15 protein-coding genes and 1 pseudogene are annotated in these 16,611 nt (G+C 34.0%); 2 read left to right on the forward strand and 14 right to left on the reverse strand.

Features of this window, described 5'->3' with window-relative positions; all coding sequences use genetic code 11:
* Positions 1-65: 65 nt before the first annotated feature.
* From P700755_RS08065 to P700755_RS08095, 8 genes are all read right to left on the reverse strand, one after another.
* Positions 66-1,169: a nucleotidyl transferase AbiEii/AbiGii toxin family protein gene (locus tag P700755_RS08065; protein WP_015024202.1), complete on the reverse strand. Its 1,104-nt coding sequence runs from the start codon at positions 1,167-1,169 to the stop codon at positions 66-68.
* Entirely contained in the window at positions 1,166-1,930 is a 765-nt protein-coding gene (locus P700755_RS08070; RefSeq protein ID WP_015024203.1) for a DUF6577 family protein, read from the reverse strand. Before P700755_RS08070 ends, P700755_RS08065 begins: the two co-directional genes overlap by 4 nt.
* 475 nt (positions 1,931-2,405) lie before the next feature.
* A complete protein-coding gene (locus P700755_RS08075) occupies positions 2,406-2,579 on the reverse strand; it encodes an RluA family pseudouridine synthase (protein ID WP_245536024.1) in 174 nt (57 codons plus the stop codon).
* A 65-nt stretch (positions 2,580-2,644) separates the two neighbouring features.
* Positions 2,645-2,950 carry a nucleotidyl transferase AbiEii/AbiGii toxin family protein gene (locus tag P700755_RS19240; RefSeq protein WP_083858485.1) on the reverse strand — a complete coding sequence of 102 codons (306 nt, stop codon included), beginning with the start codon at positions 2,948-2,950 and terminating at the stop codon, positions 2,645-2,647.
* Between the two features lie 302 nt (positions 2,951-3,252).
* Positions 3,253-3,633, reverse strand: a complete 381-nt coding sequence (locus P700755_RS19245; RefSeq protein WP_083858486.1) for a nucleotidyl transferase AbiEii/AbiGii toxin family protein — start codon at positions 3,631-3,633, stop codon at positions 3,253-3,255.
* Entirely contained in the window at positions 3,630-4,220 is a 591-nt protein-coding gene (locus P700755_RS08085; RefSeq protein WP_015024204.1) for a DUF6088 family protein, read from the reverse strand. Before P700755_RS08085 ends, P700755_RS19245 begins: the two co-directional genes overlap by 4 nt.
* A 485-nt stretch (positions 4,221-4,705) precedes the next feature.
* Positions 4,706-5,374, reverse strand: a complete 669-nt coding sequence (locus P700755_RS08090; protein ID WP_015024205.1) for an RluA family pseudouridine synthase — start codon at positions 5,372-5,374, stop codon at positions 4,706-4,708.
* A gap of 414 nt (positions 5,375-5,788) precedes the next feature.
* A complete protein-coding gene (locus P700755_RS08095) occupies positions 5,789-7,291 on the reverse strand; it encodes an aldehyde dehydrogenase family protein (RefSeq protein WP_015024206.1) in 1,503 nt (500 codons plus the stop codon).
* A 495-nt stretch (positions 7,292-7,786) separates the two neighbouring features.
* On the opposite strand from P700755_RS08095, the gene P700755_RS08100 reads away from it, so the two are divergent.
* Positions 7,787-8,281, forward strand: coding sequence for a helix-turn-helix domain-containing protein (locus tag P700755_RS08100; RefSeq protein ID WP_015023771.1), 495 nt, complete (start codon positions 7,787-7,789; stop codon positions 8,279-8,281).
* A 13-nt stretch (positions 8,282-8,294) separates the two neighbouring features.
* Positions 8,295-8,855, forward strand: a complete 561-nt coding sequence (locus P700755_RS08105) for an IS630 family transposase (protein WP_083858487.1) — start codon at positions 8,295-8,297, stop codon at positions 8,853-8,855.
* Between the two features lie 23 nt (positions 8,856-8,878).
* On the opposite strand, the pseudogene P700755_RS20660 reads toward P700755_RS08105, so the two are convergent.
* The 6 genes and pseudogenes from P700755_RS20660 to P700755_RS08130 all read right to left on the reverse strand — a co-directional run.
* Positions 8,879-8,983 (reverse strand): annotated as a pseudogene (locus tag P700755_RS20660) (helix-turn-helix domain-containing protein); the annotation flags it as partial.
* A gap of 75 nt (positions 8,984-9,058) precedes the next feature.
* Positions 9,059-13,129 (reverse strand): T9SS type A sorting domain-containing protein, encoded by a 4,071-nt coding sequence (locus tag P700755_RS18720; RefSeq protein ID WP_015024208.1) that lies wholly within the window; start codon positions 13,127-13,129, stop codon positions 9,059-9,061.
* Entirely contained in the window at positions 13,119-13,985 is an 867-nt protein-coding gene (locus tag P700755_RS08115) for a hypothetical protein (protein WP_015024209.1), read from the reverse strand. The genes P700755_RS18720 and P700755_RS08115 overlap by 11 nt, the downstream gene beginning before the upstream one ends.
* 264 nt (positions 13,986-14,249) lie before the next feature.
* On the reverse strand, positions 14,250-14,651 hold the full coding sequence (locus P700755_RS08120) for a transposase (RefSeq protein WP_245536025.1): 402 nt from the start codon (positions 14,649-14,651) through the stop codon (positions 14,250-14,252).
* Between the two features lie 107 nt (positions 14,652-14,758).
* A complete protein-coding gene (locus tag P700755_RS08125; protein WP_015024210.1) occupies positions 14,759-15,598 on the reverse strand; it encodes a helix-turn-helix domain-containing protein in 840 nt (279 codons plus the stop codon).
* Between the two features lie 217 nt (positions 15,599-15,815).
* On the reverse strand, positions 15,816-16,487 hold the full coding sequence (locus tag P700755_RS08130; RefSeq protein ID WP_015024211.1) for a haloacid dehalogenase type II: 672 nt from the start codon (positions 16,485-16,487) through the stop codon (positions 15,816-15,818).
* Positions 16,488-16,611 lie beyond the last annotated feature (124 nt).

A 16,611-nucleotide genomic window follows, 5' to 3' on the forward strand; every position in this document is an offset into this window, starting at 1 on the left:
TCTATTAAACCTCTTAATTTATCGCAAGATTGCCAAAGGCTTTCTTCTATGGATTTTATTTTTTCTTATTTAATCAAATTCATTATTTTTAAGGCTTTGTACCAATAGTAAAAACCTGATTTGTCTGGTTGTTTTTTTAGTCTGTTCAAGAAATTCCAATCAGGATCTTCAATGTTTAATTCCTTTATATCTTGATCTTGAAAATAGTCGATTGGTGATAAATCTTTGTGCAATATTTTAGCTGATACATAGGCAATATGTGCAGCAGCAAGAACAGCATCATCAATCCTAAAATTGCCAACCATTAAAAAACCAGTACCAAAAGCTCGTATTCCTTTTTGTAGCTCAATAAATTTTTGTTTTTCATCTGCTGAGCCTTTTCCTTTTTTAGCAAGAATTGCACAGGTGTCTATGGTGTCCTGCAACACCTTTTTAGGAGTTAAATCTGATGTTTCAGTCTTACGATATTCAATTTCTTGCACTGCAAAGACTTCAAAACTTTGAGCAACAATTTCCATATTCTCTAGTCTTTCGAAGAGTTTACTTAAATCAAATAATTGTTTACAAATCTCCATAGAAAATGGCTGTTGGTCTCTTCCTTTAAAATAGGGAATCCCAACAGTATTTGGAGTAAAAGCCGTAAGCTTATCACCTGTAATAGCTTCAATAGTGGGCACTGTAATGTTCGTTTCACCTTCTGTCTCAATCCATTTGGTTTGAACTGGTTTTTCAGTTAATTCTGGGTAAATAGCATCTTCAATTAATACATCTAAGAGAATGGTTCCAGAATATTTACCTTTCGTTACAGAATCAAAAGTAAAAGAATAATGAGCTTTTGGAACACCTTCTTTATAACTGCGGTGTTCATCTAGTTCAAATGATTTAAAGTTTGATGAATCAATAACGGTATTCAATAGTGTTTCTAGGGTTTCTCTGTCGGTATTACAAATGATATCAATATCGATGGAGAATCTATTTCCTTCTTCCAATAAGAGTACAAGGCTGGTAACACCTTTGAAAACAAAATTTAGACCATTAGCTTTGATGCGTTCTAGTAAATGTAACACATAAATCATTTTTTCTAGAATGGCTTTGTCTATTCGCTTGTGAGCTGCTTTTTTTTTGAAAGTGTCTAACCAATCCTCCGTAAAGCAATGTTCCTTTATCATTTGATGATGTCTTTTACTAGAGGGTACATAGTGTTGGTCATAAACTGCTTAATGTCTTGTTCTCTTTCTCTACGTTTGGCGTAACTGAATAATTTGGTATAGTTAAGTGTATAGTTTTTTAAAGCATTTTCATAGATGTGCATCAGCTCAGCACCTTGGTAGAAATAGAATAATTTGTTTTCTGTATACAGGTCTACTAATATTTTTTCAAGCAGGGGAGTATAGAATTTAGTTTTCTTTTCAGCTCTTTTTGAAATGGGCGATCTAGTGATGAGTTTTTTTATGATAACAGGCTTTTGACTCTCTGAGATATAAAATTCAATCGCTTTTTCATCTGGATTTAGATAGAAATCGAATCGAAAAGAATCTTTCAATTCGTAATAGAGCGATTCAACACAGTCTTTTTCAATTTCAATGATGATTAATTTTTTTCCTGCTTGATGTTGAGAAAATTCATTTATCCAATCAGTGTCCCAAACACAGTATTTTACATCTTCAAAACGCTCAGAAATAACTTTGGCAAGTTTTAAAATCTCTCCAGAAATTTCAGGTTTATATTTTGGTTTGTATGAAATGGTATAATAACCTCTTTGAATAGATTTGATAATATTCTTATTCTTAAGGTCATATATTCTCCAACCAAATGTGCCTTCTTTCAGATTTGGCTCGAAATACCTAAAAAAATCAAATAGCTCTTCTCTTGAGAAAGCCTCTCTGTTCTTAAATTCCTCTAGAAGTCTATTTTCAATGATTTTCGGCATTTAAAAAATTTTATTTATACCAAATATAGTAAAAATTGGCGAATATTGGAAATCAAATAAACGCCAGTAAATAAAATAACTGGCTAATATTAGAAATAGTCATTGAGTACGTTGGAAAAAGAGCTTGACTGTGCGGTGGGCTGTTTTTTCAGATTGTAGGCAACGTTATTACTTACTTTACCCCCTCATTAAAGTAGTTTTTATATTTACTAAGAAACAAGAAAAGAATTAAACCCTTGTTTTGAAAATACAGGCCATCATATTATAAAGCTTAGTGTTTATCTTTCAGAATATGATTTAGATTATGTTGAAGAGTACCCTTTAGCCATCAACCAACTTTTAGGTGTTGTTAGAACAAAAATAGACAGAGTTTTAACCTTTAAGTATGCACTAGGATTTTGACAGTTTTATATGGCGTGATTTTTTACGCGGCGTTTTATAAACTATGTTATCTACCTAAGTGTAGCCGTAAAATTTAGGCTTTTGTAAACTTCCAAAAATCGTTTTTTGGGACAGGTGCTTCGTAAGTTTTAATATCGGTGGAGCCAGTGACTTGATACGATAATTTCCAAGCATGCAGGCAAATCGATAAAGGAAAGTATTCTTGATCTGAACCATATTTTTCATCTCCGATAATAGGGAGTTCCACATGCGCTAACTGGGCTCTTATTTGATGGAACCGACCAGTTTTAAGTTTTATTTCTAAAAGATAACCTAAATTTTTTTAATTCTAATGTTAAGTTCAGCCGTTCGTTTCATCATTTTGCTAAACGATAGAGTAGCACCATAAAACATGCTTTCTTGCATGGTTTTATAATCTTTCTCCCATTCTTTAATTGTTTCTTCTGGTGGTTTAATGTTAATTAATTGGGGGGTATGGTTTGCATAGTCAATTCCTCTTATTGCATTGAAATTCTTTCTGTGTGCAATAATTGTATCGTATAATTCAACATCTTTCAAAGCTTCTGTGCCGTGAATTGTATCCATTAGTTTTTCTAGATCATACAAATGACGACTCATTCTCTCTACTCTTATAAATTTAGATTCTTTTTGGAATTCCTAATGCAATAGGAATATCTTCTCTAGAAATGTTCGTTTAGGAGAAACAACAAGTATTGTTATTTTTTTTCAGCAAAGGGGAGTTCTCTAAATTCCTCAGAGACCATAGAAATAATGGGTTTATTTTCTACAGGTTCCATTAAGGAACGCGCACCAACTTCTATCAAAACTCTTGTCCTTAAATAGTTAGATGTTTCTGTTAAAGATTTATCTTAATTCAATAACTAAGGGATCAGTGTCTGTGTCTTTTGTTTCTTGAACAACTAATTCATAATCTTGAACATTAATTTAATTAAAGCATCATTGATGTCTTTATAAAATTCATTTCCAATAAAGGAACAAGAGGCTTTACGTAACTTTTTAACTTGAGTTTTACTCAATTGACCTTTAAAGCCTAAATATTTTCTGTCAATTACTAAGTCGATATCTTCTGAAAAACGTTCAATTAAATTCCATGCTTTACTCAAAGATGTTCCTCCTTTAAAAATAATATGTTTTGAGTAAGATAATGAAAATATAATATTCAATGATAAAGTTACCCACCAATCTTTTTCAACTGCAGAAGATGGAAACCCAGTTTTTTCACTGACTTGATTGAATATGTTCAGTTTATCTTTTTTGCTAAGTCTTATAAAGTTTTTCATGATTTGCTATTCTTTATAATTTTAGAAATCCAAACAGGAGCTAGTTTAGCATCATACTCTTTAATTTCTTTTTCAAGATGTATTTTAATTTTTTCTAATTGTTCTGCTGTTACATTGTCTTTTCCAATTTCCTTAAGTGCTTGAATAATTAAACTTGTAATTTCTCCTTTTACAGCTAAGTTTTTTGGGGATGTTCGCTTGAATTTTATTGTTCTTTTACCAACTACTATACTTCTTGGAGTTCCGTCAGTTAAGAAAACAACATTCATTGGGATTTGAGTCGATAATCCTAATTTATTAAGAGCTGCTGTTCCTGTTGGTATAATTCGTGCTTTATCTCGTTCAGCAATTGCTACTGCAATTGCTTCTATTGTCGGATATAAAACTCCTAAAAGTTTGTCTTGTTTTGGGTATAAATATATTCCATGAGCTAGTCTTACTAAGAACTTTTTGTTTTTAAGTCTGAGTAACGTTTTTTTCACAACTTCAACATTTCCTATATCATCAAAGTTAGAGGGGAATAGAATACTCCCTCTTTTCATTAATTTTATTTCGTTTTCAATTCTAGATTGAACTGATTTAGTCATTATTCATCTATTTATGTCCCAAATTTAGTAATTATTTGGGACAACAATTTCACTTTTCATAAAAATTATTATTGAAGTAGTTAGAGAAGTATAAGCTCTTTTTATTTTGCTCGTGCCTTACAAAATAAAAAGAGCTTGACTGTGCGGTGGGCTTTTTTTTCAGATTGTGGGCAACGTTATTCTTTACTTTACCCCTCATTAAAGTAGTTTTTATATTTACTAAGAAGCAAGAAAAGAATTAAACCCTTGTTTTGAAAATACAGGCCATCATATTATAAAACTTAGTGTTTATCTTTCAGAATATGATTTAGATTATGTTGAAGAGTACCCTTTAGCCATCAACCAACTTTTAGGTGTTGTTAGAACAAAAATAGACAGGGTTTTAACCTTTAAGTATGCACTAGGATTTTGACAGCTTTATAAAGCGAAATTTTTTATGCGGTGCTTTATAAATTATGAAATCTACCTAAGTGTGGCCGTAAAATTTAGATTTTTGTAAACTTCCAAAAATCATTTTTTGGGACAGGTGCTTCGTATGTTTTAATATCAGTGGAGCCAGTGACTTGATACGATAATTTCCAAGCATGCAGGCAAATCGATAAAGGAAGGTATTCTTGATCTGAACCATATTTTTCATCTCCGATAATAGGGAGTTCCATATGCGCTAACTGGGCTCTTATTTGATGGAACCGACCCGTTTTAGGTTTTATTTCTAAAAGATAGCCAAAATTATTTTCGTCTATAACTTGATAAGAAAGAATGCATTTTAGAGATTCTTTAGATTTTAAAGACACGATATCCGCTCTTTTTTCTAGGTTGTTTTTGACAAGAAAATTAGTCAAGGTTTTTTTGCTCTTTAAGGGCTTCTTTTGAACAATTGCTAAATAGGTTTTTTGAACTTTTCTACCGCTAAACAGCTCATTGAATCCCACAAGAATACTTTTTTTCTTAGCAAAAACCAATACACCACTTGTTACGCGATCCAATCTATGTATAACCCCGATATAGGGCTTCCGTTTCTTTTTTAAAAGGTGATGCAGCACTTGATTCTCAACCGTGAGATTCTCATAAGGACTTTTTTCACTAATAAGCCCAGCCATTTTGTTCACGACTATATAATCGTTGTTTTCTTGTAGTACTTCCAAGTTGGGCATCAGCAGCAGTTTTCTTTTAAAATTTTACTAGGGTATTTATACTTTCCCTAATTTCAAGTGATTACTGGCTATATAATTTTGTTGACTTCAATAAAATAATGGTCATCAAAATTGATATAAAGCACCCCCCTTTATCAATAAGGGGTTAACTTATTACAGCTCTCTTGTAGCAATATGTAATTATTTACCGTCAATGTTAGACTATTTTAGCTTTTTTGTCCCTTTTTTAGTCAATTTTAAAAATGCATCAGCTTAATGGTTTTACAAAAATCACAAGCTGCTGTATTCAAATAAGCATATTTTTTTTAATTTAATAGACGTTTTAAAAAGGGCTATTAGCACCTTAAGTCATAAACCAAAAAACCCCAGAGTTTTCTGGGGTTTTCATTAATTGAAAATAAATTTCACTTATACTTAAAAGAGTCCCATAGGCTTCTTGTCATAAGAAACCAGCATGTTTTTTACAACACGGTAGTGATCTAACGCCATTTTATGGTTTTCACGACCGAATCCTGAATCTTTCACACCACCAAAAGGAGCGTGAGCAGGATAGGTATTGTATTGATTTACCCACACTCTACCAGCTTGAATAGCACGTGGAACTTGGAATAATTCATGAGCATCACGAGACCAAACACCTGCTCCTAAGCCATAAGGGGTATCGTTAGCAATAGCTATTGCTTCTTCCGTAGAACTAAAGGTAGTCAATGCGACAACTGGTCCAAAAATTTCTTCTTGAAATACACGCATGTCGTTTGTTCCTTTCAATACGGTTGGTTGTACATAGTATCCTCCAGAAAGATCACCTTCATGGTTACCAGCTTCTCCACCAGCTAATACAATGGCTCCTTCTTCTTTACCGATATTGATGTAGTCAAGAATCTTTTCACATTGTGCTTTAGAAACTTGAGAACCAATCATTGTTTCTGGATCTAGAGGGTCACCCGCTTTAACTAGCTTTAAGCGTTCTTGCATCTTTTCTATAAAAAGATCAGCAATGTCTTCGTGAACTAGAATACGAGATGGTGTCGTACAGATCTCTCCTTGGTTAAGGGCGAACATCAACGCACCTTCAATAGATTTGCTAAAGAATTCGTCGTCTTGCTCTGCTACTGATGGAAAGAAAACATTAGGAGATTTTCCACCTAGTTCCATAGTTACAGGAATAATGTTTTCTGCTGCATTGTGGTATACTTTTCGACCTGTTTCTGTAGAACCAGTGAAGGAAAGTTTATCTATGCGTTTTGATGTTGCTAAAGCCTGTCCAGCTTCTGCACCAAAACCAGTTACAATATTTAATACGCCTGCAGGTAAGATGTCACCAATAAGCTCCATTAAAACAATAACGCTGGTTGGCGTTTGTTCTGCTGGTTTCACAATTGCTGTACAACCTGCTGCTAAAGCTGGCGCGATTTTCCAAGCTAACATGAGCATTGGGAAATTCCAAGGAATGATTTCACCAACAACACCTATAGGCTCATTTAAAGCTATGCTTAATGTGTTCTTGTCGTGTTCTGAAATACTTCCTTCGTCTGCCCGAATAACTCCAGCAAAATAGCGAAAATGATCAATACAGTAAGGGATATCGGCTGCACGGGCTTCACGGATTGGTTTTCCGTTATCAATGGTCTCTAAAGTTGCCAGATACTCTAGGTTATCTTCCATGACCTGCGCAATTTTTAATAACATATTGCTTCGTTCTGCAGCTGAAGAGCTACTCCACGAGGGAAACGCGTCATGTGCGGCGTCTAAAGCCAGATCTACATCTTCTTGAGTGGAACGTGCTGCCTGAGTAAATACCTTCCCATCTACGGGAGATACATTATCGAAATATTGACCTTTTATAGGAGCAACGAAGTTACCACCAATAAAATTCTCATATCTTTCTTTGAATATAGGTTTAGTTACATTTGCCATAATTATATATTTTGATTTTTAAATCCTGCTTACGAAAACAAGCGGGATTTTGTTATACTACAAATGTATGGCGAGAGCTAACTCATGAAGTTATTCGTGAGGGTCAATAACTTATGAAAAAAGTTCAGTATACTATTTTTTAAAATAATTATATATAGTTATTGTATTAACCTACTGAACTATAGGTTTTTAAAATATGTCATATTAATTTTAAATATCCGTTGGACTAATTAAGAACATTTTTTTTGAAAGCGATTTTAAAGTTAGAGTGGTTATTATAACCCATATCTAATATCAAATTATATTTATAATGCCGTATGAATAAATTGAATTATTTTTTGATTGATTGATTGAAATCAAAAATAACTAGCATAGCCTTAGCTACGGTAATTATTTTTGATGAAAAGCAGGCTAAAAAGAAACGATTTATTGCGTCATTATAGGTCTAATACCAAATATGTTTTGTATTGCCGTATATTTTTCGTATATTTATGAATGGGAAGAAAAGCAATTTTAGAGATCAAGGAATCAGATTCGGAGCTAAACAAACTCTTGTTAAAACAGAAAACGTTAAAAGCAGAAAAACGTTTAAAGAGTTTGCTAGCCATTAAGTCTGGCAAATTTGAAACCCGACAAGAATTAGCTGATTTTTTAGGGATTCATATCAGAACCCTAGAAAGGTGGATTGTGAACTACAATGCTGGTGGGGTTGAGATGATGTTAACTGATAAGCCTAAAAATAAAACGTCTAAAATTATTACACCACAAATACATAAGGGTTTATCCCAAAGAGTACATGACCCAAATAATCCTTTTTTGGGATACTGGGATGCTCAAAATTGGGTAGAACAAGAGTATGGCGTAGTTGTTAAGTACCAACGGATCCGTGAGTATTTGATTCAGCATTTTAAAACAAAACCCAAGACTCCTAGGAAATCTCACTACAAAAAAGATGTAGAGGCTGAAAAAGCTTTTTTAAAAACTCCCTAATACGCTAGATAACATTAGAATTAGTCTTAATAAAGATAGTTACGACTCTGTTAATTTATACTTTCAAGATGAAGCTCGATTTGGAATGATGAATCATCTTGGAAAATACATAACCGCTAGCGGTGTAAAGCCAATAGTGACCTATCAACATATTTATAAAACGACCTATCTATATGGTAGTTACTCTCCAATAAACGGAGACTCTTTTGTTTGGGAAATAAATGGTGTAAGTACTAACATATTTCAAGCCTATCTGCGGGAATTTTCAACACATAATCCAAAGGAATATAAAATTGTAGTGATTGATAATGCAGGATTTCATTCTACAAAAAATATAGAGGTGCCACAAAATATAGTCTTGTTAAGAATACCCCCATACAATCCTGAACTAAACCCATGCGAACAAGTATGGCAATACATTAAAAATCGATTTAAGAATCAAAGATTCGAATCGATGAAAAGTTTAAAAGAATGGCTAAGCGAAATGGTCTGCGAAATGAAACCTGAAACCATTAAATCTATAACAGGAAACCATCATTTTCTAAAGGCTTTTAATACGGCATTTAATAACTAAATTGGTATAATTTGGTATAATTAAATATCAGACGCTTTTAAATCACCTCCTTCCAGTAGTTCTTTAGCTTTTTGTAGGCGCTTGTCTTTCAGCCATTTCCCAGAAGGTTCTTTATATTCTGAAGTAAAGAAGGGCAGCAAAAAAAACTCCCAAACACTAGTGCTTGGGAGTTTAAAAAAAGATAATAAATACTAGGAGGAAAACTAATCAATAATCAATTTATAAGATTGCTCTTGAACGTTGTCTACCTGCTTGATTCTAATAAAATACATACCATTGCTTAAATTAGAAATATCTAAGGTTACGTTCGTATCTATCGCCTTATGGTTGACCACAACCTTTCCTAACATATTGTAAATGGTGATATGCTCCATGTTAATTTTAGACTTAATATTTACTAAATTATGAGCTGGATTTGGATAAACAATAATTTTAATGTTTTCAAATCGTTCAGTAGAAAGCGTTCCCAAATCATAATTTATGATGAGTTGTGGCGCATTATTTCCCTCAAAGGAATCTGCTTCTCTTTCTCCTGTTCCAGAAAAAACAAATGCAATTGGATTTAATAATTGCCAATTAGATTCCTGTAAAACGCCTTCAACTAATGTTTTTAAATCGGGTGTTCTCTGGTCTAAAGTAGCATCACCCTCATTAATCCAAGCAGGAATATTGCTCCATGGTACTGTATTATTTAAAACTGATCTACTTGATATATCAAAAGCTGTGTCTGTAAACTCTAATGAGTTAGCCTCAGCTGCAATACTCAAATTAGTAGTTCCATTATTGTCATCATCTACTGTAAACTGAACATAAGCACTTGTTATAGTGGCATTTGCAGGTAAATGAATATCTGTAAATCTTAGTCCTACTAATTGCTCTACAGAGCCACTTTCAAAGGTTAATTCTAAATCAGTACTAGTTAAAGATATAACACCGCTACTCAATTCTTCCTCGGCATCATTTGCACTGTTTATGACGTCATAGATTAATGTCCCTGTTTCTGGTATTCCTGCACAATTACAATTGCCATCTTGTATATCAAAAAAAGTACTTGCATCACCATCATCGCAGGTTGTTCCAAATGGAATACATGGATTTGAGAATCTATAAAACAACTTTAGAACAGGCCCTACCGCATTACCGTCCTTAGACTCTGCCACGCGTTTTCCACTACCAGAAAAAATGAAAGTCATCGCATTTCCTGGAAGCCAACCGTCTTGAGCTCTTATCTCGTTGATCATATTTGTTAGATATGGAGTTCTTTGGTTGATGCCTTCTTCCCCTACAAGATCCCATAATGAAATAGCATTCCAATCTACATGACTACTTGTTAAGGCTCTTGAAGATATGTTAGAATTAGTATTTATAAATGCGCTGCTATCGTCAGCAAGCTCACCGTTAATAATTAAATTGGTTGGGTCTTGATCATTGTCGTCTTCGTCTGTTTGAAATTGAATATATGCTCGGTACAGAAAAGCGTCGTCAGGTAAGTTCACGTTATTATATCTTACACCTACCACTTGATCTTCACCATCCCAAATGAGTTCTAAATCGCTACTAGTAATATCTACCACTCCAGTTGAAAGCACTTCTTCTGCGTCATCGCTACTCGTGTTTACAACAATGTCATTTTCAATAAGGTCTAGGGTTGAGAAACCTATGCAGTTACAAAAGCCATCTTCTTCGTCATTTACAGTAGTTGCATCATCGTCATCGCATGGCGTCCCTTCCTCTGGACACGTATTGTTGAGTGTGTAGGTAATGATAAGTCGAGGTGCATCATCTGAGCTACCATCATAAGATTCGGCTGTTCGTTTTCCCTCACCTTGCATTATAAAGGTCATCGGATTAAAAATAGACCAAGTACTTTGCTCGATTATTTCTTGAACGATAGCTCTTAAATTAGGTGTTTTTTGGTCATCTGTAGCATCTCCTACGGTATTCCAAGAAGGAATATTTTGCCATTGCACAGCGGTAAACGTGTGTGGTCTTCCAGTGATATCAAATGGCACACTTTCTGAAAAGGTAGCACTACTCGAAGACAATTCACCTTTAATAATCAGGTTAGTAGGGTCACTTCCTGTTTCATCCGTGGTAAACTGTATTCGTGCGTCTAGAACAGAAGCATTCTCTGGCAAGCTTACGCTACCGAATCGTATGCCAATAGTTTGGTTGTTTTGACCTGCAAAAGCATCAAAAACCAATTCCAAATCAGAGCTCGTAGTATACATCACACCTCCTGTTTCTGATTCCTCAGCATCATCTGTTGCCTCGGTCACTTGAAAAGTAAGATTTCCAGACTCTTGTAAACCTATACAATTGCAATTGCCATCTTCTACATCTAAAACCGTCAACGGGTCTCCGTCATCACAAATAGTTCCTGCTTCTGGACATGGCTCTTGATAAAATAATTTTAATACTGGTGGATTTCCGGAGTCAAATGACTTTGCCACTCTTTTACCTTGTCCAGAAAATATAAAAGACATAGCGTTTCCTGAAGTCCAGGCAGTCTGATTGATAATTTCGTTTGTGATTGTATTCAAATAGGGTGTTCTTTGATAAACGCCTGCTTCATCTATGGTACTCCACATATCAATCTCACTCCACGACACTGTATTTTGTGTCAAATTTCTCGAGGAAACATCATTAAGTTGAGTTGAAAAGGAGGCACTTGTTCCTATCAGTTCTCCATGAATCATTAAATTGGTGGGATCTTGACCTGCTGCAGTGCTCCCCGTTTCAAATTGAATATAGGCCCGATGAATAGTAGAACCAGTCGGTATTTGAATATTTTCAAATCTAACTCCTACAATTTGATCTGTGCTATCATAAATGAATTCTAATTCTGTATGAGAGGTATTTACACTGCCGGATTCTAGATCCTCTTCAGCGTCGTCACTAGAATTAGCCACTAAAATTGTTTCTTGAACTAAATCTTCTGCTAATACTCCTTCACAATTACAAAAGCCATCTTCCTCATCAATGATAGTTAAAGGGTCATTATCGTCACAAGCGGTACCTACTTCATTGCAATTATTATCTAGACTATTAGATATAGTAACCACGGCACCAGTAGGTGGTGTAAATACATCTAGATTTGATGGCAGTGTAAAGGGATCGTTGTTAGCCACCTCTCCTACGTTGTCTGCATTATTTACAATGATGGTTCTTAGTTTAATTTCATCTGGGTAAACAAATATTAATTTGAATTGATTAAAAGAGCCTGAGCTTCTGGTCCAGCTTTTGTCATCATTATTAGGCCTCAAAGGAGCGCCCCAGCAACCCTCTCCTGTATAAACCGTTCCATTGAGTTGGTCGATCACAAAACCTTCATCGTTTCCTAGACTTGAGGAAGGTTTAATAGGCCAGGTGGTTTTTGCCATGTGAGAATCACAATCTACTACTAATCTCACTTCTTCATCAAAAAATAACTGCGCCCAGGCGCCATATTCATTATTCCCCTCAGATTTACCTGCCGTATGAGGTCTCATAGGTTTATGGTATTGAGCCATCTTCCATTTGTGTTCTGTGGAGTTAGCAAGATCGTTCTCTAACCAAGTCAGTTGATTTCCTAAAACTGAAATTTCAGAATTTAAGGTGTAGGTTCTCAGCAAATCATTTCCAAAAGTGAGCGCGTAATAAGACTCTGTAGTTGGGGTGTCAAACAGGTTATAAATAACAATTGGGTTTTCATGATTTCCTCTTGCAGGAACGATGGGAAACATTCTACCATCCGTTGCTGTAGTAAGTTGCCAGTCATCAAACCAGTCTTGCCACTCCTGATCGGTATCATCATCGGTCATATCACCACCGAATAGGACGGCATTCGGTTTTAGCTTGCTGACTAGCTTATTTGCATTTTGCCTAGGTGTTCTGTTATTTCTGGAATCTCCACCAGCTATAAAAGACAAAGGACTCGTATCATCTGTCGAAGTTTTAAACCAATAACGTTGACTTACTCCTCGACTATCAGAAATTACAAAGTAATAATTAGTGTCTGGATTTAGATTAGTAAGACGTACAAACCTATTATCCATACCCCTATAAACTATTGCTCTGTCCTCCGTTTGAGAAAAGGTATATGCAGAGGTGTTGGTCCCATGATCAATAGTATCATAATAAAGAGTTGAATTCAAACCTGATATTTGATTCCATGCTACGGTCATAGTTGTTGCTGGATCATCTACTAGAATAAGCCGGTACTTGTCATTGTTTGCAACAACAGAAAATGTCATCAAACAAAATGCAAAAAAGAAGAGTAATTTAGTTTTCATTAGTAAGTAATTTAAAAGTTAGAGTATGAGTTTTAGGGAGGATTAAAAAAATAATTAAAGGCACTAAAGCATGTGGCAATCTATAAAGGGTGAGGTATGTGCTGTTGTGTAACGACGACCAAAAAAAATCTGGATTAAATCCAGATACAAGCCTTGCTACTGCGGTCAAAAATCCCCAGATCATTACGTATACAAGCGTAGGTCTTGCTAACTTGGGAATAAATATAAATATGGAAACAATAATATCTAAAACCCCTATCATAAATAGAAGCTGCGTTGCCTGAGTTTCATTAACTCCTAGAATTTTTATGGTCATGTCTATAAAATGGCCGGGGACGTAGAAGAGTCCCATAGCAAAAAGACCATGCGGAATAAAAGTTAGTGCTACTGCTATTTTAAGCCATTTAGAAAGTTTTGATACATCCATGTTCTTTAAAGAGGCATTAAAAAAAATAACTAATGGAACGATCAGTTGGATGCTCAGTTCAAATAATTGAAGGATGTCGTAGTTTTTTGATTTAACCATACAAATCCCCATAAAAAACAACAAGAAAATACCAGTCCCAAGAATTGTCTTTTTTAAAATGTGGAGTTTTATTTGATGCCAAAAAAGGCAAAGTAAAGCACTAACTAAAAAAACTACACTACTTAAAATGGTGAGGTTTTCTATGAATGTATTAACATTTAAGTTGGTGGCATATTCTTGCCAAGAATAATTAAATAGCCCCTCTACAACAGGTGACAAAAGACTTTCGTCCCAAAATATGGCTCTGTAAGGAGCTCCAAAAAAGAAAAATTGATACGCTCTACCAAAGAATATTAAAAATGCTGAAAAGCTTAAAAGATACCTAAACATAAAACAAGAAATAATAAGTTAGGTAAATGTATTTGCATCCATTTATCTTTAGATTATTACAAAGTTGTCAGTTTATTAACTAATGGTAAATAAAGTTATGTCCTAGGTTAACTCCATTTTAAAGAGTTTAAATAAAGGTATCGATATTTCTCTTTAAGTAGGATTGATTGTAGAGTTGTAGGGATGTAAATAAGAGAATTTTGAGGCAACCACCAGTATTCCACAGTTTTTAAATCAACAGCATAAAACGTTTACAATGCCAATTTAATTATTAAAAGTCTTTAGAAAATGTTGATTTCCTGTTATAGACGTAATGGTTTCAGGTTTCATGTCGCAGAGCATTTCGCTTAACCACTCTTTTAAACTTTTCACCGATTTGAATCTTTGATTTTTAAATCGATTTTTAATGTATTGCCATACATGTTCGCATGGGTTTAGCTCAGGATTATATGGGGGTATTCTTAAAAGAACTATATTTTGTGGTACCTCTATATTTTTTGTAAAATAAAATCCTGCATCATCAATCACTACAATTTTGTATTCCTTTGGATTATGTGTTGAAAATTCTCGCAGATAGGCTTGAAATATGTTAGTACTTACACCGTTGATTTTCCAAACAAAAGAGTCTCCATTTATTAGCGAGAGCTTACTTGTGAAACTATTCATGAGGGTCAATAACTTATGAAAAAAATTCAGTATGAAGTGTTCTTAAATAAAAAGACATGGTAATTTTATCAACCTATTGAATTTACAAATTTTTGAAATAGGTCACATTAATTTGAGAGGTCCGTTGGACTAATTCCAAACTTTTTTTTGAAAGCTACACTAAAGTTGGACAGGTTATTATAGCCTATATCTAAATAAATATCAGAGGCTTTTAAATCCCCTCCTTCCAGTAGTTCTTTAGCTTTATGTAGGCGCTTGTCTTGCAGCCATTTTCCGGGAGGTTCTTTATATTCGGAAGTAAAATGACGCTTAAAAGTTGATAAACTCATATTGCAGAGAAAAGCTATTTCTTCCAATTTTAAGTTGGAATTTACATTGCTTTCCACGACATTTTTAAACAGCGAAATCTCTTTCGAGATCAATGAGTGTAAGTAGTCTTCGAAAGTAGAGCCATACTTGTTTAGCAAATACAACATGATTTCTTCAAATTTTAAAACCAATAAAGCATCGCTGTAACTATGATCCGTAAAGGTATTAGACGATAAAGAATTAATGAAAGCAGCAATATAATCATCATTTTCAATCACAAAATAAGGAACCTCTTCTTTATAAGGCTTAACATTGTTTGTGTACTTACTTAAGAAGTCAGTCAGTTTTTTTTCAGAAAAGAAGAAAAGCTTGCAGTAATAAACGGCTTCAGTATCCAATAGCTCAGTCCAAAGCCAATTTCCTTTTTTAAGCAACAAGGATTGCGCTTTATTTACCGCGACCGATGTACCAGCAAAATGAACCTGCTTTTTACCAACTTGTAGAAAGCTAAACATATTCATGCTTAAATTGACTTTACTTTTTACGACATCGCTAGACATCTTAAAATCGTACACGAAGATATCTTGATCTGTTTTTATATTCTGAAAATAAATTTCAGGTATGTTTTCTATTGGCATTTGTTTTTTCTTCGTTTAGATGCTGGTTCGTTTAAGAATATTTGGTCGATTGCTTGGTATTTTTCCATCTCATTATAAGTAAATTAAAAGGATACAAACCTCAAGTCCATAAAAATATAAGATGCTATTTTTTTGTGTTATAATCGATCTAACTTATATACTTTTTGGATATAAACACGATTTTATAAGCCCTGAGATAGAATCAAATTTTTACCTATTAATTCTCAGCCTTAATTATCTGTCGTATTAAATCGAGTAAATTTAATGCATTAAAATCTGGCTGTAAATAATAGGGATTATAAATTACTTGCTTTCGTTTTATGTAAGCTGTGGTGAGTCCTGCTTTTTTTGCTCCATACAAATCCCAATCATGTGTCGCAACCATTACAATATTTTCAGTTTGTAATCCTTCTTTCTGAGCTGCTGAAAGATAAATATCCTTAAAAGGTTTGTAATTCTCGACATTATCTGCGGAGTAATAAGAATCAAAAAGGTCAATAATTCCTGCATTAGTTAGCTGTTCTTTTATCATTTCTAAAGACGAATTAGAAACAGCAATCACACGAATACCATTGTTCCTTAAAACACGAAGAGCAGGTCGTACATCCTCGTAAGCAGGTAACTTTTTAAATTCTCCAAGTATTTCAGCTTTTACCTCACTACTTAAAGATTTATTATTTTCGAAAAACAGATTTTCTAAAGCCACGCCTGCTAATTCTCCGAAATTTCTATAGTCGCCCATAATTCCCATTATAGTTGAACTGTGTAGTAGTTTTGTGAACCAATATTTTAGAATGTAGTTATCATCAAAGTGCTTATCAAACTGTTTCTTAAGTAAACTCAGGTTTAATAAGGTTTCGTTCATGTCGAAGAATACTGCTTTTTTCATGCTATTTTACTCATCTATTTTTGTCAAATAATTCTGTTTAAAGGGTCGTTTCAAGCTTATTGACAACTTTCTTTTATTAATACATAATTATACCTACAATGTCGCAATAAATCGTTTTACCGTA

It is taken from the genome of Psychroflexus torquis ATCC 700755 (genome assembly GCF_000153485.2).
GTDB classification, from domain to species: Bacteria; Bacteroidota; Bacteroidia; order Flavobacteriales; family Flavobacteriaceae; genus Psychroflexus; species Psychroflexus torquis.